This window comes from Pseudomonas nitroreducens (genome assembly GCF_014204515.1).
GTDB classification, from domain to species: domain Bacteria; phylum Pseudomonadota; class Gammaproteobacteria; order Pseudomonadales; family Pseudomonadaceae; genus Pseudomonas; species Pseudomonas nitritireducens_A.
Genome location: NZ_JACHLI010000037.1, coordinates 26552 through 45985, shown reverse-complemented (window position 1 = coordinate 45985; position 19434 = coordinate 26552). Strand labels below are relative to the sequence as shown.

Annotated in this window: 21 protein-coding genes; 13 read left to right on the top strand and 8 right to left on the bottom strand. The window is 65.4% G+C overall.

Going from position 1 to position 19434, the window contains the following annotated elements:
- Window positions 1-80: 80 nt before the first annotated feature.
- Window positions 81-1574, bottom strand: coding sequence for an aldehyde dehydrogenase (locus HNP46_RS30490; protein WP_184596585.1), 1494 nt, complete (start codon window positions 1572-1574; stop codon window positions 81-83).
- 300 nt (window positions 1575-1874) lie between these two features.
- Between HNP46_RS30490 and HNP46_RS30485 the strand changes: the two genes are divergently transcribed.
- Complete coding sequence (locus tag HNP46_RS30485) at window positions 1875-2237, top strand: cupin domain-containing protein (protein ID WP_184596583.1); 363 nt, start codon at window positions 1875-1877, stop codon at window positions 2235-2237.
- 127 nt (window positions 2238-2364) lie between these two features.
- Here the strand turns inward: HNP46_RS30485 and rpmG are convergent, their stop codons facing one another.
- Both rpmG and rpmB read right to left on the bottom strand, forming a co-directional pair.
- Window positions 2365-2520: a 50S ribosomal protein L33 gene (gene rpmG, locus HNP46_RS30480; protein ID WP_017520721.1), complete on the bottom strand. Its 156-nt coding sequence runs from the start codon at window positions 2518-2520 to the stop codon at window positions 2365-2367.
- Window positions 2521-2530: 10 nt separating this feature from the next.
- On the bottom strand, window positions 2531-2767 hold the full coding sequence (gene rpmB, locus HNP46_RS30475; RefSeq protein WP_184596581.1) for a 50S ribosomal protein L28: 237 nt from the start codon (window positions 2765-2767) through the stop codon (window positions 2531-2533).
- Window positions 2768-3132: 365 nt separating this feature from the next.
- Between rpmB and HNP46_RS30470 the strand changes: the two genes are divergently transcribed.
- Together HNP46_RS30470 and HNP46_RS30465 are read left to right on the top strand one after the other, a co-directional pair.
- Window positions 3133-4704: an ABC transporter substrate-binding protein gene (locus HNP46_RS30470; RefSeq protein WP_184596579.1), complete on the top strand. Its 1572-nt coding sequence runs from the start codon at window positions 3133-3135 to the stop codon at window positions 4702-4704.
- Between the two features lie 8 nt (window positions 4705-4712).
- Window positions 4713-5282: a DUF2867 domain-containing protein gene (locus tag HNP46_RS30465; protein WP_260403312.1), complete on the top strand. Its 570-nt coding sequence runs from the start codon at window positions 4713-4715 to the stop codon at window positions 5280-5282.
- On the opposite strand, the gene radC is transcribed toward HNP46_RS30465, so the two are convergent.
- A complete protein-coding gene (radC, locus tag HNP46_RS30460) occupies window positions 5256-5930 on the bottom strand; it encodes a RadC family protein (RefSeq protein WP_184596577.1) in 675 nt (224 codons plus the stop codon). The genes HNP46_RS30465 and radC overlap by 27 nt on opposite strands.
- 141 nt (window positions 5931-6071) lie before the next feature.
- Between radC and coaBC the strand changes: the two genes are divergently transcribed.
- From coaBC to HNP46_RS30435, 5 genes are read left to right on the top strand one after another with little or no spacing between them, the layout of a single operon-like run.
- On the top strand, window positions 6072-7280 hold the full coding sequence (gene coaBC / locus HNP46_RS30455; RefSeq protein WP_184596575.1) for a bifunctional phosphopantothenoylcysteine decarboxylase/phosphopantothenate--cysteine ligase CoaBC: 1209 nt from the start codon (window positions 6072-6074) through the stop codon (window positions 7278-7280).
- 7 nt (window positions 7281-7287) lie between these two features.
- Complete coding sequence (gene dut / locus HNP46_RS30450) at window positions 7288-7743, top strand: dUTP diphosphatase (RefSeq protein WP_184596573.1); 456 nt, start codon at window positions 7288-7290, stop codon at window positions 7741-7743.
- A gap of 40 nt (window positions 7744-7783) precedes the next feature.
- Window positions 7784-10411 (top strand): phosphomannomutase/phosphoglucomutase, encoded by a 2628-nt coding sequence (locus HNP46_RS30445; RefSeq protein ID WP_184596571.1) that lies wholly within the window; start codon window positions 7784-7786, stop codon window positions 10409-10411.
- A gap of 30 nt (window positions 10412-10441) precedes the next feature.
- On the top strand, window positions 10442-11347 hold the full coding sequence (argB, locus tag HNP46_RS30440) for an acetylglutamate kinase (RefSeq protein ID WP_184596569.1): 906 nt from the start codon (window positions 10442-10444) through the stop codon (window positions 11345-11347).
- Between the two features lie 59 nt (window positions 11348-11406).
- The gene (locus HNP46_RS30435; protein ID WP_184596567.1) at window positions 11407-11853 is read left to right on the top strand and encodes an acyl-CoA thioesterase; all 447 of its coding nucleotides are present in this window, start codon (window positions 11407-11409) and stop codon (window positions 11851-11853) included.
- An 18-nt stretch (window positions 11854-11871) separates the two neighbouring features.
- On the opposite strand, the gene HNP46_RS30430 is transcribed toward HNP46_RS30435, so the two are convergent.
- A complete protein-coding gene (locus tag HNP46_RS30430) occupies window positions 11872-12477 on the bottom strand; it encodes a DUF4124 domain-containing protein (RefSeq protein WP_184596565.1) in 606 nt (201 codons plus the stop codon).
- An 18-nt stretch (window positions 12478-12495) separates the two neighbouring features.
- Window positions 12496-13137, bottom strand: a complete 642-nt coding sequence (gene pyrE, locus HNP46_RS30425) for an orotate phosphoribosyltransferase (RefSeq protein ID WP_184596563.1) — start codon at window positions 13135-13137, stop codon at window positions 12496-12498.
- Window positions 13138-13218: 81 nt separating this feature from the next.
- On the opposite strand from pyrE, the gene HNP46_RS30420 reads away from it, so the two are divergent.
- Entirely contained in the window at window positions 13219-13998 is a 780-nt protein-coding gene (locus HNP46_RS30420) for an exodeoxyribonuclease III (protein ID WP_017520710.1), read from the top strand.
- A 64-nt stretch (window positions 13999-14062) separates the two neighbouring features.
- Here HNP46_RS30420 and HNP46_RS30415 read toward each other — a convergent pair whose 3' ends face one another.
- Both HNP46_RS30415 and rph read right to left on the bottom strand, forming a co-directional pair.
- Complete coding sequence (locus HNP46_RS30415; protein ID WP_184596561.1) at window positions 14063-14434, bottom strand: DUF4870 domain-containing protein; 372 nt, start codon at window positions 14432-14434, stop codon at window positions 14063-14065.
- 49 nt (window positions 14435-14483) lie between these two features.
- Window positions 14484-15203, bottom strand: coding sequence for a ribonuclease PH (rph, locus tag HNP46_RS30410; RefSeq protein ID WP_184596559.1), 720 nt, complete (start codon window positions 15201-15203; stop codon window positions 14484-14486).
- Window positions 15204-15367: 164 nt separating this feature from the next.
- Between rph and HNP46_RS30405 the strand changes: the two genes are divergently transcribed.
- The 4 genes from HNP46_RS30405 (at window position 15368) to spoT (ending at window position 19431) form a co-directional block, all read left to right on the top strand.
- Window positions 15368-16231, top strand: a complete 864-nt coding sequence (locus HNP46_RS30405; protein ID WP_184596557.1) for a YicC/YloC family endoribonuclease — start codon at window positions 15368-15370, stop codon at window positions 16229-16231.
- Window positions 16232-16282: 51 nt separating this feature from the next.
- On the top strand, window positions 16283-16894 hold the full coding sequence (gene gmk / locus HNP46_RS30400; protein WP_045217706.1) for a guanylate kinase: 612 nt from the start codon (window positions 16283-16285) through the stop codon (window positions 16892-16894).
- 101 nt (window positions 16895-16995) lie between these two features.
- Complete coding sequence (gene rpoZ, locus HNP46_RS30395; protein WP_045217709.1) at window positions 16996-17262, top strand: DNA-directed RNA polymerase subunit omega; 267 nt, start codon at window positions 16996-16998, stop codon at window positions 17260-17262.
- 60 nt (window positions 17263-17322) lie between these two features.
- Entirely contained in the window at window positions 17323-19431 is a 2109-nt protein-coding gene (gene spoT, locus HNP46_RS30390) for a bifunctional GTP diphosphokinase/guanosine-3',5'-bis pyrophosphate 3'-pyrophosphohydrolase (protein WP_184596555.1), read from the top strand.
- Window positions 19432-19434: the final 3 nt, after the last annotated feature.

Sequence of the window (19434 nt, the reverse complement as noted above, 5' to 3'; positions counted from 1 at the left end):
CCTGAGGGAAACCCGGCCGCGGGTGTGGCTCTGTGTCAGAGCCGGCCCCAGGCTCAGGGCCGACCTGCTTCAGCTATGGATTACAGCTTGATCCAGGTAGCTTTCAGCTCGGTGTACTTGTCGAACGCGTGCAGCGACTTGTCGCGGCCGTTGCCGGACTGCTTGAAGCCACCGAACGGCGCGGTCATGTCGCCGCCGTCGTACTGGTTCACCCACACGCTGCCGGCGCGCAGCGCCTTGGCGGTCAGGTGGGCCTTGGACAGGTCGCTGGTCCACACCGCAGCGGCCAGGCCGTACGGGGTGTCGTTGGCGATGCGCACAGCTTCTTCGGCATCGGTGAACTCGATGACCGACAGCACCGGGCCGAAGATCTCTTCACGGGCGATGCGCATGGCGTTGGTCACGCCGTCGAAGATGGTCGGCTCGACGTAGGTGCCGCCAGTCTCTTCCAGGGTGCGCTTGCCGCCGGCGACCAGCTTGGCACCGTCGTCGTGGCCGGCCTGGATGTAGCTGAGCACGTTGTTCATCTGGGTGGTGTCGACCAGCGCACCGACGTTGGTTTCCGGGTCCAGCGGGTTGCCCGGCTTCCAGCCCTTGATGGCTTCGACGACCATCGGCACGAACTCGGCCTTGATCGACTTCTCCACCAGCAGGCGCGAGCCGGCGGTGCAGACTTCGCCCTGGTTGAAGGCGATGGCGCTGGCGGCGGCTTCGGCGGCGGCTTTCAGGTCCGGGGCGTCAGCGAAGACGATGTTCGGGCTCTTGCCGCCGGCTTCCAGCCAGACGCGCTTCATGTTCGACTCGCCGGCGTAGATCATCAGCTGCTTGGCGATCTTGGTCGAACCGGTGAACACCAGGGTGTCGACGTCCATGTGCAGGGCCAGGGCCTTGCCCACGGTGTGACCGAAGCCCGGCAGGACGTTGAACACGCCTTTCGGGATGCCGGCCTCGATGGCCAGCTGGGCAACGCGGATGCCGGTCAGCGGGGACTTCTCGGAGGGCTTGAGGATCACCGAGTTACCGGTGGTCAGCGCCGGGCCGAGCTTCCAGCAGGACATCAGCAGGGGGAAGTTCCACGGCACGATGGCGGCAACCACGCCAACCGGCTCGCGAGTGACCAGGCCCAGCTCGTTGTGCGGGGTGGCGGCCACTTCGTCGTAGATCTTGTCAATGGCCTCGGCGCTCCAGCGCAGGCTGTTGGCCGCACCGGAAACGTCGACGTTCAGCGAGTCGCTGATCGGCTTGCCCATGTCGAGGGTTTCCAGCAGGGCCAGTTCCTGCGCGTTCTCCAGCAGCAGCTCGGAGAAGCGGATCATGACCTTCTTGCGCTTGGCCGGAGCCATGCGCGACCACACGCCGGAATCGAAGGTGGCACGGGCAACCTGCACGGCACGTTCGGCATCGGCCAGGTCGCAGCTGGCGACCTTGGCCAGGAAACGGCCATCCACAGGGCTGAGGCAATCGAAGGTGGCGCCGGATATGGCGTCGACGTATTCACCGTTGACGAAGGCGCGGCCTTCGATCTTCAGATCCTTGGCGCGAGCTTCCCAATCGGCGCGAGTGAGGGTACCCATGACAACGTGTCCTCTTATTAATGTACTTATCAGATGCAGGCGCCCGGCGGGCGCGCTGTCAAAAATTCCGCAAGGCGGAGCGAACGCATGCTGTTCGCCACCCTAAACCGGAGCCTGCCAATTTTCAATATTTTTTACACTAAGTGGCCAAATGGCCTTGTCACGTTCGTTTTATTAAACATAGACTGCCCGGATTCGTCGGCTGATGGTTTTCCGACAGCCGCTTCGGAGTAAATATCCAACAGCGCTGCGCGTGCCCGCACGCACTCTCGCCAACAACTCTAAAGAACCGAGACCGCCATGAACGTCGAGCAGATCGTCGATTTCGCCCAGGCCACCACCGCCCCCGAACACTACCGCCCCGCCCCGGAGCGCATCATCAAGGGCGACCCGGCGCAGAACGTGCGCAACCACTACGCCAGCGACTGCGGCCAGTTCAACGTGGGCATCTGGGAAGGCGAGCCGGGCCACTGGAACGTCAGCTACACCGAACACGAGTACTGCGAGATCCTCCAGGGCGTGTCGGTGATCCGCGATGCCAACGGCGGCGCCAAGACCGTGCGCGTCGGCGACCGCTTCGTCATCCCGGCCGGCTTCAGCGGCACCTGGGAAGTCCTGGAGCCCTGCCGCAAGGTCTACGTGATCTTCGAACAGAAGGCCTGAGCCCCCGAACATGAAAAAGCCCGCCGCTCGGCGGGCTTTTTTTCGTCTGCGATCTTCGCAAGGGAAAATCGCAGGCAAGAAAAAACCCGCCACGAGGGGCGGGTTTCTTCACAAGGGCGAAGATCAATTACTTGATCTTGGCTTCCTTGTAGATCACGTGCTTGCGAACAACCGGATCGTATTTCTTGATCTCGATTTTCTCAGGCTTGGTGCGCTTGTTCTTGTCGGTGGTGTAGAAGTGGCCGGTACCGGCGCTGGACACCAAACGGATCAGTTCACGCATGATTCGCTCCTTAGAATTTTTCGCCGCGGGCGCGCAGGTCGTTCAGAACGGCCTCGATACCACGCTTGTCGATGATACGCATGCCTTTGGCGGAAACGCGCAGACGCACGAAGCGCTTCTCGGCCTCAACCCAGAAACGGTGGTGCTGCAGGTTCGGCAGGAAACGGCGGCGGGTTTTGTTGTGTGCGTGGGAAATGTTGTTCCCGGTAACCGGACCCTTACCGGTCACTTGGCAAACTCTCGACATGGCTCAGCCCTCTGTAAACCACATGCCAAACCCGGCATGGGTTGGCTGCTTAACTCAATAGGATTCTCAGTTTAACCGGGGTCTTAACTGCCGCTTCGCCGCGATCGGGTCGCAGGATCAGGCAGGGCCCCAGAAAAGAGCGCAGCTTTATATCAGAAAGTCACTTCAAGCTGCAAGGGAAAGCATGAGTCGAAAAAGCCGATGCCAGCCCCCGCGGGCCGCGGCGCCGGTGCCGTTCGTCGCCTGTGATCGTTGTGACGGGCGGCGGCTTGGTCTAGGGTAGCTCCTTCGAGGCTGCCAACAGCCTTGCATGACCCCGCCCAGCCTCGCGGATGGGCATCTTGCCAGTTCACACGGAGTCCGTCATGCGTCTTGCCCTTCTCGCCCTCCTGCTTTCCCCGGCCTTCGCCAGCGCCGCCTCGCTGAGCGTGTGCACCGAAGCCAGCCCCGAAGGCTTCGACGTGGTCCAGTACAACTCGCTGACCACCACCAATGCTTCGGCCGACGTGCTGATGAACCGCCTGGTGGACTTCGACGCATCGCGCGGCGAAGTGGTGCCGAGCCTGGCCGAGAGCTGGAAGGTCGCCGATGACGGCCTGACCTATGACTTCCAGTTGCGCAACGGCGTGGCCTTCCACCACACCGACTACTTCAAGCCGAGCCGCGCGCTCGCTGCCGACGACGTGGTGTTCAGCTTCCAGCGCATGCTCGACCCGGCGCAGCCCTGGCACAAGGTGGCGCAGAGCGGCTTCCCCCACGCGCAGTCGATGCAGCTGCCGAGCCTGGTCAAGGCGGTGGAGAAGGTCGACGCGCAGCACGTGCGCTTCACCCTCAACCACCCCGATGCAACCTTCCTGTCGATGCTCAGCATGGGCTTCGCCTCCATCTACTCCGCCGAGTACGCCGACCAGTTGATGAAGGCCGGCACCCCGGAGAAACTCAACGCCCAGCCGATCGGCACCGGCCCCTTCGTCTTCAAGCGCTTCCAGAAGGACGCCGTGGTGCGCTACAGCGCCAACGCCGAATACTTCGGCGGCAAGCCGGCGGTGGATAACCTGATCTTCGCCATCACCCCGGACGCCGCCGTGCGCCTGCAGAAGCTCAAGCGCGGCGAGTGCCAGATCGCCCTGTCGCCCAAACCGCTGGATGTCGAGGAAGCGACGAAGAACCCCGACCTCAAGGTCGAGCAGACCCCGGCCTTCATGACCGCCTTCGTCGGCATCAACAGCCAGCACCCGCCGCTGGATGACCCGAAAATCCGCCAGGCGATCAACCTGGCATTCGACAAGGCCAGCTACCTCAAGGCGGTGTTCAACGGCACCGCCATCGCCGCTGACGGCGTCTATCCGCCCAATACCTGGAGCTACGCCAAGGACATCCCCGGCTACGCCTACGACCTGCAGAAGGCACAGCAGCTGATGGGCGAGACCGGTCGCAAGCAGGGCTTCAAGACCACCATCTGGACCCGTCCCTCCGGCAGCCTGCTCAACCCCAACCCGGCCCTCGGCGCGCAGATGCTCCAGGCCGACCTGAAGAAGATCGGCATCGACGCGCAGATCCAGGTGATCGAGTGGGGCGAGCTGATTCGCCGTGCCAAGGCCGGCGAGCACGACCTGCTGTTCATGGGCTGGGCCGGCGACAACGGCGACCCGGACAACTTCTTCACCCCGCAATTCTCCTGCGCCAGCGTCAAGTCCGGGCTGAACTTCGCGCGCTACTGCGACGCGAAGCTCGACGGCCTGATCAGCCAGGGCAAGACAGTGGCTGACCAGGCCAAGCGCAGCGAGCTGTACCACCAGGCCCAGCAGATCATCCACGAGCAGGCGCTGTGGCTGCCGCTGGCGCACCCGACCGCCGCGGCGCTGACCCGCAAGGACGTGAAGGGTTACTCGGTCAGCCCGTTCGGCCGCCAGGATTACTCGAAGGTGCAGCTCTGAGCGCGGAATTGCTCGACCATCTGCTGCCGCAATTCCAGTTCGCCGAGCGCCACTCGCTGGCCATGCGCGCGACCCCGGCGCAGGTGCTGGAGGCGGTGAGCCAGCTCAGCGCCGAGCACGACCCGCTGGTGCAGCGCTTCCTGCAGCTGCGCGAGGCGCCAGCCCGGCTGGCCCTGCGCCTGGGCCTGCGCAATGCCCTGGCGGAGCGACCGCGCTTCGGCCTGCAGGAGTTCACCCTGCTGGGCCGCGACGGCGACCGCGAGATCGCCTACGGACTGATCGGACGCTTCTGGCGCAGCGACTTCGGCCTGCGCCCATGCGCCGACGGCGAAAGCTTCCGGCGCTTCGCCGAGCCCGGAACGCCCCGGCTGGTCCTGCACTTTTCCTGCGAACCCGGCGAGCGTGAGGGTGAAGTCCACGTGCACACCACGACCCGCGTGCACTGTCCGGATCGCCGCAGCCGCCTGCTGTTCACCCCGTACTGGCTGGCCATCCGCCCGGTCAGCGGGCTGATCCGCCGACGCCTTCTGCGCGACATCCAGCGCCGGGTCTCAGAGCAGCCCCAGCTCGGCCATTGATTGCGGCTCGCCATCGCCGACGATGAAGTGATCGAGCACGCGCACGTCGATCAGCGCCAGCGCCTGGACGATGCGCCGGGTCAGCAGGTCGTCAGACTGGCTCGGCTCGGCGATTCCCGAGGGGTGGTTGTGGGCCAGGATCACCGCGGCGGCGTTGTGCGCCAGGGCGCGCTTGACGATCTGCCGCGGGTAGACGCTGGCGCTGTCGATGGAGCCATGGAACAGCACCTCGAACTCCAGCATCCGATGGCGGTTGTCCATGAACAGGCAGGCGAACACTTCATGGGGCTCGTGACGCAGCCGTGCCTTGAGGAAATCCCGCACCGCCTGCGGGCTCTCCAGGGCGGGGCCGCGGTCCATGTCCTCGGCCAGGTGGCGCCGGCCCATCTCCAGCACCGCCTGCAGCTGGGCGAATTTCGCCGGGCCCAGGCCGTGGTGGCGGCAGAAGGCCTCCAGGTTCGCCTCCAGCAGCGCCCGCAGGCTGCCGAACTCCACCAGCAGCCGGCGCGCCAGGTCGACGGCGCTGCAACCGGCCACGCCGGTGCGCAGGAAGATGGCCAGCAATTCGGCGTCGCTCAGGCTGGCCGCGCCACGCTCGAGCAGCTTCTCCCGCGGGCGCTCCGCCGCCGGCCAATCAAGAATTCTCACGCCACCTCCCAGCTCAGGGGCCCCGCTGTTCCCGCGCAGGCGCTGTGCTATCTTAGCCCCCTCGCTTCGCGCAGCCGGAGGCCTGGGGAGGCGTCATCGGCTTCAGCGCGCGTCATCCATTTCCGTATTTAAGGCTGGCCTATGCAGCGGCTCTATCGTAAACGCATCGTTCTGGGCGTCGGCGGCGGTATCGCCGCCTACAAGAGCGCCGAACTGGTCCGCCGGTTGCGCGACCAGGGCGCCGAGGTGCGTGTCGTGATGACCCAGGGCGGCCGCGAGTTCATCACCCCGCTTACGCTTCAGGCGCTTTCCGGCCATCCGGTACACCTGGACCTGCTCGACCCCGCCGCCGAAGCGGCCATGGGGCATATCGAGCTGGCCCGCTGGGCCGACCTGGTGCTGATCGCCCCCGCCACCGCCGACCTCATGGCGCGCCTGGCCCAGGGCGTGGCCAACGACCTGCTGACCACCCTGGTGCTGGCCACCGATGCGCAGATCGCCCTCGCCCCGGCGATGAACCAGGCCATGTGGCGCGACCCGGCCACCCAGGTCAACGCCGAGCTGCTGCGCTCGCGCGGCCTGCACTTCTTCGGCCCGGCTGCCGGCAGCCAGGCCTGCGGCGACGTCGGCCCCGGGCGCATGCTCGAAGCCGAGGAGCTGGCGCAACGGGCCGCCGACTGCTTCGAGTTCAAGGCCCTGACCGGCCAGCACATCCTGATCACCGCCGGGCCGACCCAGGAAAACATCGACCCGGTGCGCTACATCACCAACCACAGCTCCGGGAAGATGGGCTTCGCCCTGGCCGAGGCCGCCGCCGAAGCCGGCGCACGCGTGACCCTGGTGACCGGCCCGGTGCACCTGCCGACCCCGGACCGGGTGAGCCGCGTCGACGTGGTCAGCGCCCGCGACATGCTCGCCGCCTGCGAAGCGGCGATGCCGGCGGATATCCTGATCGCCTCCGCCGCCGTGGCCGACTACCGCCCGGAACTGGTCGCAGCGCAAAAACTCAAGAAAGACCCCACCAAGGGTGACGGCCTGCTCTTGCAGCTGGTGCGCAATCCCGACATCCTCGCCACCCTTTCGCTGCGCGAGGACCGGCCCTTCAGCGTCGGCTTCGCCGCGGAGACCGAGAACCTGCTCGAGTACGCCTCGCGCAAGCTCAAGGACAAGAATCTCGACCTGATCGTGGCCAATGACGTGGCGAATCCGTCCATTGGCTTCAATAGTGAAGAGAACGCCATCACGGTCATCGACCGCGAATTGCACAAGACTGCGTTCGCCCAGACCAGCAAGGGCAAGATCGCCCGCCAGCTGATCGCCTTCATCGCCGAACGCATCAATCAACACTGAGAACTCAATGCATTCCCTGCAAGCCAAGATCCTCGATCCCCGCCTGGGCAGCGACTTCCCGCTGCCGCAGTACGCCACCCCGGGTTCCGCCGGCCTCGACCTGCGCGCCATGCTCAAGGAGGACTGCGTCCTCGAGCCCGGCCAGACCGTGCTGATCCCCACCGGCCTGTCCATCTACATCGCCGATCCGGGCCTGGCTGCGCTGGTCCTGCCGCGTTCGGGCCTGGGCCACAAGCACGGCATCGTGCTGGGCAACCTGGTCGGCCTGATCGACTCGGACTACCAGGGCGAGCTGATGGTCTCCTGCTGGAACCGCGGCAATACCGCTTTCAGGATCGCCATTGGCGAACGCATCGCCCAGCTGGTGCTGGTGCCGGTGGTGCAGGCGCATTTCGAGCTGGTCGAAAGCTTCGACGAGAGCCAGCGCGGCGCCGGCGGCTTCGGTCACTCCGGCAGCCATTGACCCTTTCCCTTTTCAGGATGAATCGCCGAGGAGACGTTGCATGAAACTTTTCCAACGCACCGCCAAGGACAGCGATGAACTGCCGGAACTCGTTCCGGCGGAGAAAGCCGTCAGAGGGCCCGCCCCCAAGGTCGACCTCAAGCCGCTGCTGCCCGCCTTTATCGTTGCCGTCGGCGGTATCGCGGCGGCAGGCGCGCTGCTCTGGTTCAGCCTGTTCGGCCAGGCCGGGCAGACCCATACCGCACAGCTGAGCAGCGCCTGGTCGGAAAGCCAGGCCGGCGCGCTGCGCCAGTCGCTGGGCCTGCTGGCGGCTGACAGCCGCAGCATGGCCACCGACCCGCAGCTGCTGCCGACGCTGCAGAGCAACGATCCGTCGCGCATCGCCGCGCTGGAGAAAGCGCTGGCCCAGGGGCACCTGGATGGCCTGGTGGATGTCCACCTCAACGCCAATGGCCAGGCCGTGCAGGACGCCAACCGCCCCGGTCCGCTGAACTACGCCGCCCTGGACATGCTGCACCGCGTCGAAAGCGGGCAGAACGTGGCGCCGGAAGCCTACAAGGTCGGCAACCGCTGGCTGGTCTACAGCCCCACCGCGCTGCGCGCCGCGGACAACTCGATCCAGGGCTCGCTGCTGCTGGTGGTGGACCTGCAGCGCCTGCTCGGCAGCCTGCCGCCGATGTCCGCCGATATCGGCCAGCTGCAACTGTCCCAGCAGTTCGGCAACTCGCCGGCGCAGGTCCTGCTGCAGCGCGGCGAGGCTTCCGCCGTCCAGGCGCAACCCCTCTCCAGCGGCAATCCGAACTGGAAGCTGAGCTTCACCCCCGGCCCGAGCCTCACCGAGCCGCTGTACTCGCCGGCCCTGCTGGGTATCGCTACGCTGCTGGCACTGGTCGGCGCCCTGCTCGGCCTCTACCTGGCGCAAAGTGCGATGCAGCGCCGGGTCAGCAAGGATGCCCAGGCCCTGGGCCAGTTCCTTCAGGAACTCGCCGGCCAGCGCACTGCCAAAGCACCTGAGCTGAGCCTGCCGAGCCTGCAGGCGCTGGCTCAGGCGCTGGCCCGCCAGCCACGCCGCAAGACCGAGACAAACGGTGCCAGTGCCCCGGCCGCCACCCCCGCAGCGCCCGCCCAACCCGCCCCGGCGATGGTTGAGGTTGGCGCCCCGGTCGTCGCCGCCGAGTCGTCACTGGTCGACCCGCTGTTCCAGAACACCGACATTCTGGACATCGACATACTTGATGAAGACCAGGATCTCCTGGGATTGGAGCAAACACCCGTTATGAGCACGCCCAAAGCCCCGCAACTGCCCGCCAGCATCTTCCGCGCCTACGATATCCGCGGCGTGGTCGGCGACACCCTGACCGCCGAGACCGCCTACTGGGTCGGCCGCGCGATCGGTTCCGAAAGCCTCGCCCGTGGCGAGCCGTGCGTCTCCGTCGGCCGCGACGGCCGCCTGTCCGGCCCCGAGCTGGTGCAGCAGCTGATCCAGGGCCTGCTCGACTGCGGTTGCCAGGTCACTGACGTCGGCATGGTGCCGACCCCGGTGCTGTATTACGCGGCCAACGTGCTGGAAGGCAAATCCGGGGTGATGCTCACCGGCAGCCACAACCCGCCGGACTACAACGGCTTCAAGATCGTCGTCGCCGGCGAGACCCTGGCCAACGAGCAGATCCAGGCCCTGCGCGAGCGCATCCAGAACAACGACCTCGCCTCCGGCGTGGGCAGCGTGCAGCAGGTCGACATCCTGCCGCGCTACTTCCAGCAGATCCGCGACGACATCGCCCTGGCCAAGCCGCTGAAAGTGGTAGTGGACTGCGGCAACGGCGTCGCCGGCGTGATCGCCCCGCAGCTGATCGAAGCTCTGGGCTGCACCGTCATCCCGCTGTACTGCGACGTCGACGGCACCTTCCCCAACCACCACCCGGACCCGGGCAAGCCGGAGAACCTGGAAGACCTGATCGCCAAGGTCAAGGAAACCGGCGCCGACCTCGGCCTGGCCTTCGACGGCGACGGCGACCGCGTGGGCGTGGTGACCAACGAAGGCACCATCATCTACCCCGACCGCCTGCTGATGCTGTTCGCCAAGGACGTGGTCTCGCGCAACCCGGGCGCCGACATCATCTTCGACGTCAAATGCACCCGTCGCCTGATCTCGCTGATCAGCGGCTACGGCGGCCGTCCGGTGATGTGGAAGACCGGCCACTCGCTGATCAAGAAGAAGATGAAGGAAACCGGCGCTCTGCTCGCCGGCGAGATGAGCGGCCACATCTTCTTCAAGGAGCGCTGGTACGGCTTCGACGACGGCATCTACAGCGCCGCGCGCCTGCTGGAAATCATCAGCCTGGACAAGCGCGACGCCGAGCGCGTGTTCTCTGCGTTCCCGCTGGACATCTCCACCCCGGAAATCAACATCACCGTCACCGACGAGGGCAAGTTCGCCCTGATCGAGGCGCTGCAGGCCCGCGGCCAGTGGGGTGAAGCCAACCTCACCACCCTCGACGGCGTGCGCGTGGATTACCCCAAAGGCTGGGGCCTGGTGCGTGCGTCCAACACCACACCGGTGCTGGTGCTGCGCTTCGAGGCGGACACCCAGGAAGAACTGGAACGCATCAAGGAAGTGTTCCGTACCCAGCTGAAAGCGGTCGACCCCGCCCTCAGCCTGCCCTTCTGACACTTACCTAGCACTATGCCGGAGCCCACCATGACCCAGAGCCGCGATGACGCCGCCCAGGTTGCCCGCGTCCTTGCCGAAGCCCTGCCCTACATCCGCCGCTTCGTCGGCAAGACGCTGGTGATCAAGTACGGCGGCAACGCCATGGAAACGGACGAGCTGAAGAACAGCTTCGCCCGCGACGTGGTGCTGATGAAAGCCGTCGGCATCAACCCGGTGGTGGTCCATGGTGGTGGTCCGCAGATCGGCGACCTGCTCAGCCGCCTGTCGATCGAAAGCCACTTCATCGATGGCATGCGCGTCACCGACGCGCAGACCATGGACGTGGTGGAAATGGTCCTCGGCGGCCAGGTGAACAAGGACATCGTCAACCTGATCAACCGTCATGGCGGCAGCGCCATCGGCCTGACCGGCAAGGACGCCGAGCTGATCCGCGCGAAGAAGCTCACCGTCACCCGCCAGACGCCGGAAATGACCAAGCCGGAAATCATCGACATCGGCCATGTCGGCGAGGTCACCGGGGTCAACGTCGACCTGCTGAACATGCTGGTGCAGGGTGACTTCATCCCGGTCATCGCGCCGATCGGCGTAGGCGCCAACGGCGAGTCCTACAACATCAACGCCGACCTGGTGGCCGGCAAGGTGGCCGAAGCGCTGAAGGCCGAGAAGCTGATGCTGCTCACCAACATCGCCGGCCTGATGGACAAGCAGGGCCAGGTCCTCACCGGCCTGACCACCGAGCAGGTCAACGAGCTGATCGCCGACGGCACCATCTACGGCGGCATGCTGCCGAAGATCCGCTGCGCCCTCGAAGCGGTGCAGGGCGGCGTCACCAGCGCGCACATCATCGATGGTCGCGTGCCCAACGCGGTGCTGCTGGAGATCTTCACCGACAGCGGTGTCGGCACGCTGATCACCAACCGCAAGTCGCGCTGATCGAATCAACGCCCGCCTGGAGCGATCCACGCGGGCGTTTTTCTGCCTGGAGGTTTCGCATGGCCGCGTCCCCCGTTTCCCGTAATGACTTCGGTTTCTTCCACGGCCTGCGCGTGCGCTGGTCGGAGGTCGACCCGCAGGGCATCGTCTTCAACGGCAACTACCTGACCTACGCCGACGTCGCCACCAACGAGTACTACCGCCACCTGGGCGTGAGCTACCCGGCCGACCTGCTGCGCGGCGGCGGCGACCTGTTCGCGGTGAAGACCACCCTGGAATACCTGGCGCCAGCACGCTTCGACGACTGGCTGGAAATGGGCGTGCGCGTCAGCCGGCTGGGCCGCAGCAGCCTGACCTTCCAGGTATCGATCTGGTGCGATGAGCAGTTGCTGACGTTGGGCGAGCTGATCTACGCCTACGCAGGCGAAGACCGCACGAGCCAGCCCCTGCCGGACTGGCTGCGCGGGAAGATCAACGAATTCGAGCGCTGCTCGCCGCAGCAGTAAGAGCGGCGAGCGCCAGCCTCAGTTACCGCTGGAGATCTGGGCGAAACGCGCGCGGTCGGCGGCGAAGCTGTCCTGCGCCTGGGTGCGCAGCTGCTGGTAGCGAGCGATGTCCTGCTGCAGGCGCTGCTCGTCCTCGCGCAGGTTGCCCAGTTGCGCCACCAGGTCATCGGGCACCTGGCGCCCGGCGCGCTCCTGGTCGGCCGCGCGGGCCTGCAAATTGGCCTGCTGGGTCTTGAGCGACTGCAGGTTGCCGCGGGCGACGCTGGCCAGGCCGTCGAGCTCGGCCAGCTTGCGGTCGCGGGCGCGGTCGACGTCTTCCACGCTGGTGTACATGCGCATCAGTTGCTGGTCGGAACTGGCGCGGGCGGCGTCCGCCTTGCGCTGTTCGATTTCCGCGGCGGTCGGCGCCGGTGGCACCTCGCGGACGACCCGGCCCTGGTCATTGAGCACCTGGTAACCCTTGCCGATGTACTGCGGCGGCACGCCCAGGCGGTCGATGACGGTGATGCCCTTGTCGTTGACGTAGCGATACATCTCGACCCCGGCCGCCCCGACCTGGCCTGCCAACAGAATACCCAGCAACCCCAACAACGCCTTGTAGTGGAAAGCACCCTGCTTGGTCATGCCAGATACCCTGTTCGGTTAGATGCCGTACTGCGCCCGATAAGCCTCGACTGCCGACAGATGCTGCTTGAGTTGCGCATCGCCTGCCAGATATTCAAGCACCTGTTCCAGCGAAACGATGCTCACCACCGGAATCGAGAAGTCGCGTTCGACTTCCTGGATCGCCGACAGCTCGCCCTTGCCGCGCTCCTGGCGGTTCAGCGCGATCAGCACGCCGGCAGCCTGGGCGCCCTGGGCGTCGATGATCTGCATGACCTCGCGGATCGCGGTGCCAGCGGTGATCACGTCATCGATGATCAGCGCGCGGCCGACCAGCGGAGCGCCAACCAGCGTGCCGCCCTCGCCGTGGTCCTTGGCTTCCTTGCGGTTGAAGCACCAGGGCAGGTCGCGGCCGTGCTGTTCGGCCAGTGCAATGGCTGTAGCGGCCGCCAGTGGGATTCCTTTATAGGCGGGGCCGAACAACACGTCGAAAGGTATGCCGCTGTCGACCACCGCACTGGCGTAGAAACGGCCCAGCTGGGACAGCGCAATCCCGGTGTTGAACAGACCGGCATTGAAGAAGTAAGGACTGGTGCGCCCGGACTTGAGAGTGAACTCGCCGAAGCGCAGAACGCCGCGCTCGATGGCGAAGCGGATGAAATCGCGTTGATATGCGTGCATGGGAAAGAACCGGCCGGTATGAATTTAGCTAAACCGTTTGAGCTCGGGTATCATACACACACGTGATTTTGGGGGCCATTTATGCGGATCATCAGTGTGAACGTGAATGGTATTCAGGCTGCGGCCGAGCGTGGTTTGCTCAGCTGGCTGCAAGCCCAGAATGCCGACGTGATCTGCTTGCAGGATACCCGCGCCTCCGCTTTCGATCTGGATGACCCGTCCTACCAACTGGATGGCTACTTCCTGTACGCCTGCGATGCCGAAGTGCCCAGTCAGGGCGGCGTCGCAATCTATAGTCGTCTGCAACCCAAGGCTGTCATAAGCGGCCTGGGTTTCGAGATGGCCGATCGTTACGGGCGCTACCTGCAAGCCGATTTCGATAAGGTGAGTATCGCCACTCTCCTGCTGCCTACCGGGCAGGAAGGGGACGAGAACCTGAACCACAAGTTCAAGTTCATGGACGATTTCGCCCAGTACATGAACAAGCAGCGCCGCAAGCGCCGCGAATACATCTATTGCGGTTCGCTGTACGTGGCGCACCAGAAGCTGGACGTGAAGAACTGGCGCGAATGCCAGCAATCCCCCGGTTTCATGGCACCCGAGCGTGGCTGGATGGATGAGATCTTCGGCACCATGGGCTACGTCGACGCCCTGCGCGAAGTCAACCGCGAAGGCGACCAGTACAGCTGGTGGCCGGAAAGCGAACAGGCCGAGCTGCTCAACCTGGGCTGGCGTTTCGACTACCAGATCCTCACGCCGGGTCTGCGTCGCTTCGTGCGCAATGCCAAGCTGCCGCGCCAGCCGCGCTTCTCCCAGCATGCGCCGCTGATCGTCGACTACGACTGGACGCTGAGCATCTGAGATCGCGCCTGACCAGGCAGAAAAAAGCCGGCTATAAGCCGGCTTTTTCGTCTCTGGCAATCACCTACTTGATCGGCCGCCAGGTGAAGGGATAGCGGTAATCCAGCCCCTCGTTGGCCTTGATCCCGGCGATGATGGTCAGCACCAGCGCGCCGATGCTCACCAGGCCGAGCAGGAAGAAGCCGATCACCACCAGCATCAGCAGGAAGCTGACCACCACCGCGAGGCTCACGGTGATCTGGAAGTTCAGCGCTTCCTTGCCCTGGCGGTCCACGAACGGGTCCGATTCACGCTTGACCTGCCAGACGATCAGCGGCCCGATCAGGTTGCCGAAGGGGAAGATGAAGCCGAGGAAGGCGGCGAAGTGGCAGAACATCGCCCACTGCCGGGCTTCCTGGCTCGGCTGAACCTGCTGTACCGGGACTTCGTCGCTCATCCTGTCGCTCCTTGCACGTGAAGAGCGGGCGGCGCCGCCGCCCGTCGGGTCAATCCGCCAGCGCGGTGCGTTGCAGCTCGAACAGCTCGCGCAGGCCCTGTTGCGCCAGTTCCAGCATGGCATTCAGCTCGGCCGGCTGGAAGGGTGCCCCCTCGGCAGTGCCCTGGACTTCGATGAAGCCGCCGGCATCGGTCATGACCACGTTGAGGTCGGTCTCGGCAGCGGAGTCTTCCAGGTAGTCCAGGTCCAATACCGGCACACCCTGGTACATGCCCACGGACACCGCAGCGACCATCTGCTTGAGCGGGTTGCCCTTGAGCGCGCCGCGCTTCTTCAGCACGGCCAGGGCGTCGATCAGCGCCACGGTGGCGCCGGTGATGGAAGCGGTGCGGGTGCCGCCGTCGGCCTGGATCACATCGCAGTCGATGTACAGGGTGTTCTCGCCCAGCTTGGTCAGGTCCAGCGCGGCGCGCAGGGAACGGCCGATCAGGCGCTGGATTTCCAGGGTACGGCCACCCTGCTTGCCACGCGCGGCTTCGCGCTGGTTACGCTCGCCGGTGGAACGCGGCAGCATGCCATATTCGGCGGTCAGCCAGCCCTGGCCCTGGCCCTTGAGGAAACGCGGCACACCGGATTCGGCGCTGACGGTGCAGATCACCTTGGTGTCGCCGAACTCGACCAGCACGGAGCCCTCGGCGTGCTTGGTGTAATGGCGGGTGATACGGATCGGGCGCAGTTGGTCGGCGGCGCGGCCACTGGGACGGTTCATGGAGGCATCCTGTACAGATTGCTGGCGGGGAATGTCCGCCATTATAGAGGCCAGCGGACGGGCGCAACCACCGCCGGCGTGCGGCTGCGCGCCACGCTGGGGTACAATTACCGGTTTCCGACGACCTGTCGGCCGTTTTCCCAGTCCTTTAGAGAGGTGACTCCATGGTCCACAGCATGACCGCCTTTGCCCGCGTCGAGCGCGCCGGCACCCATGGAACCCTGAGCTGGGAGCTGCGCTCGGTCAACCATCGCTACCTCGAACCCAACCTGCGTCTGCCCGAAGCCTTCCGTGACCTCGAAGGCGCGGTCCGCGAAGCGCTGCGCCAGGGCCTGTCGCGCGGCAAGGTGGAATGCACCCTGCGCTTCAACGAGGAGAGCGCCGGCAAGCCGCTGCAGGTCGACCGCGAGCGCGCCGCGCAGCTGGTCGCCGCCGCCGAGACCGTCGCCGGCCTGATCCAGCAACCCGCTCCCCTCGACCCGCTGGCCGTGCTGGCCTGGCCGGGCGTGCTGGTGGGCGATGCGGCCGATCCGCAGGCGCTCAACGCCAGCGCCCTGGCCGCCTTCAACCAGGCCCTCGACGAGCTCAAGGCCGGCCGCGCCCGCGAAGGCGCCGAGCTGTCGAAGATCATCGACGAGCGCCTGAGCGCGATGCAGGAAGAAGTGGTCAACCTGCGCGAGCTGGTGCCGCAGATGCTCGCCAACCAGCGCCAGAAGATCCTCGACCGCTTCACCGAGATGAAGGCCGAGCTCGACCCGCAGCGCCTGGAGCAGGAAATGGTCCTGCTGGCGCAGAAGAGCGACGTCGCCGAGGAACTGGATCGCCTGACCACCCACGTCACCGAGGTGCGCCGCGTGCTCAAGGCCGGCGGCGCCGCCGGCCGGCGCCTGGACTTCCTCATGCAGGAACTCAACCGCGAGGCCAACACTCTAGGCTCGAAGGCTTTCGACCCGCGCTCCACCCAGGCCGCGGTCAACCTCAAGGTGCTGATCGAGCAGATGCGCGAACAGGTCCAGAATATCGAGTAGGCCGGCGCGCCCGGCTTCAACCACCGTCAACCGCAACTCCAGGAACGCGCCATGTCCGGCACCCTCTACATCGTTTCCGCTCCGTCCGGCGCCGGCAAGACCAGCCTGGTCAAGGCCCTGCTCGACGCCATGCCCAGCGTGCGCGTCTCCGTCTCCCACACCACCCGCGGCATGCGCCCGGGCGAAGTGGACGGGGTGAACTACCACTTCGTCGGCCATGACACCTTCCGCGCCATGCTCGAGCGCAACGAATTCCTCGAGCACGCGCAGGTCTTCGACAACCTCTACGGCACCTCGCAGCGCTGGGTCGAGAAGACCCTCGCCGAAGGCAACGACCTGATCCTGGAGATCGACTGGCAGGGCGCGCAGCAGGTGCGCCGGCTGATGCCCCAGGCGCAGTCGATCTTCATCCTGCCGCCGACCCAGGAAGCCCTGCGCCAGCGCCTGACCAACCGCGGCCAGGACAGCGACGAGGTGATCGAGCGGCGCATGCAGGAAGCCGTCAGTGAAATGAGCCACTATGTGGAATACGATCACCTGGTGATCAACGACGACTTCGCCCACGCGCTGGAGGATCTCAAGGCGATCTTCCGCGCCCGCCAGCTGCGCCAGGATGCCCAGCAGCAGCGCCACACCGAGCTGCTGCAGCGCCTGCTGGCCTGAAACAGGCGAGCAAAGGCACTTCCATAAAGATTGGCGATTTTTTAGACTATCCAGTCCGCCCGGTATTTCTCCGGGTCTCCATTTGCGTAATGAGGAACACCATGGCCCGCGTCACCGTTGAAGACTGCCTGGACAACGTCGATAACCGTTTCGAACTGGTCATGCTCGCCACCAAGCGTTCGCGCCAGCTGGCGACCGGCGGCAAAGAGCCCAAGGTACCGTGGGAAAACGACAAGCCCACCGTCGTCGCCCTGCGCGAAATCGCTTCCGGCCTGATTGACAACGAAATCGTTCTGCTGGAGGACGTGGTTGAAGAAGAACCGCTGTTCGCTGCCTTCGAAGACGAGGCCAACAACGAGGCCCTGTAAGTCGATGTCCGGCCGACGAATCGGTGCACTGCGACGTACCGCTCGGCAGGGGGTGAACCCATGCCGAGCATAGATGCCTTCGCCGACCGTCTGTCGAGCTACCTGGGCCCGGATCAGGTCAACCTGGTCCGCCGCGCCTACTACTACGCCGAGCAGGCCCACGACGGGCAGCGCCGCCGCAGCGGCGAGGCCTACGTCACCCATCCGCTCGCCGTCGCCAATATCCTCGCCGACATGCACATGGACCATCAGAGCCTGATGGCAGCCATGCTGCACGACGTGATCGAGGACACCGGCATCGCCAAGGAAGCGCTCACCGCGCAGTTCGGCGAGACCGTCTCGGAACTCGTCGACGGGGTCAGCAAGCTGACCCAGATGAACTTCGAGTCCAAGGCCGAGGCGCAGGCCGAGAACTTCCAGAAGATGGCCATGGCCATGGCGCGCGACATCCGCGTGATCTTGGTGAAGCTGGCCGACCGCCTGCACAACATGCGCACCCTGGAAGTGCTGTCGGGCGAGAAACGCCGGCGCATCGCCAAGGAAACCCTGGAAATCTACGCCCCCATCGCCAACCGGCTGGGCATGCACAGCATGCGCGTGGAATTCGAGGACCTGGGCTTCAAGGCCATGCACCCGATGCGCTCCGAGCGCATCCGCCAGGCGGTGAAGAAGGCCCGCGGCAACCGCCGCGAGATCGTCGGCAAGATCCAGGAATCGCTGGTCAACTGCCTCGCCCGCGAAGGCATGGAAGGTCAGGTCCTGGGCCGCGAGAAGCACCTGTTCAGCATCTACAAGAAGATGCGCGGCAAGCGCAAGGCGTTCAACGAGATCATGGACGTCTACGCCTTCCGCATCATCGTCGACAAGGTCGACACCTGCTACCGCGTGCTCGGCGCCGTACACAACCTGTACAAGCCGTTCCCCGGTCGCTTCAAGGACTACATCGCGATTCCCAAGGCCAACGGCTACCAGTCGTTGCACACCACCCTGTTCGGCATGCACGGCGTGCCCATCGAAATCCAGATCCGCACCCGCGAGATGGAAGAGATGGCCAACCACGGCATCGCCGCGCACTGGCTGTACAAGTCCGATGAGGACGAGTCGCCCAAGGGCACCCACGCCCGCGCGCGCCAGTGGGTGAAGGGCATCCTCGAACTACAGCAACGCGCCGGCAACTCGCTGGAATTCATCGAGAACGTGAAGATCGACCTGTTCCCGGACGAGGTCTACGTGTTCACGCCCAAAGGCCGCATCATGGAGCTGCCCAAAGGCTCCACGGCCGTCGACTTCGCCTACGCGGTGCACACCGACGTCGGCAACAGCTGCATCGCCTGCCGCATCAACCGCCGCCTGGCGCCGCTGTCCGAACCGCTGCAGAGCGGCGCGACGGTGGAGATCGTCACCGCGCCGGGTACCCGGCCAAACCCGGCCTGGCTCAACTTCGTGGTCACCGGCAAGGCGCGCACGCACATCCGCCACGCGCTCAAGCTGCAGCGCCGCTCCGAGTCGATCAACCTCGGTGAGCGCCTGCTGAACAAGACCCTGGCCGGCTTCGACAGCCACCTGGAGAAGATCCCCCAGGAACGTATCCAGGGCGTGCTCAACGAATACCGCATGGAAGTCTTCGAGGACCTGCTCGAAGAGATCGGCCTGGGCAACCGCATGGCCTACGTGGTCGCACGCCGCCTGCTGTCCAGCGAGGGCGAGGAAGCGCCGAGCGCCGAAGGGCCGCTGGCGATCCGCGGTACCGAAGGCCTGGTGCTCAGCTACGCCAAGTGCTGCACGCCGATCCCCGGCGACCCGATCGTCGGCCACCTGTCGGCCGGCAAGGGCATGGTCGTGCACCTGGAGAACTGCCGGAACATCAGCGAAATCCGCAACAACCCGGAAAAATGCATCCAGCTCAGCTGGGCCAAGGATGTCACCGGCGAGTTCAACGTCGAGCTGCGCGTCGAGCTGGAGCACCAGCGCGGCCTGATCGCCCTGCTGGCGACCAGCGTCAACGCTGCCGACGGCAACATCGAGAAGATCAGCATGGACGAGCGCGACGGTCGCATCAGCGTGGTCCAGCTCGTCGTCAGCGTGCATGACCGTGTGCACCTGGCCCGCGTCATCAAGAAGCTGCGCGCGCTCAAGGGCGTGATCCGCATCACCCGCATGCGCAGCTGATCC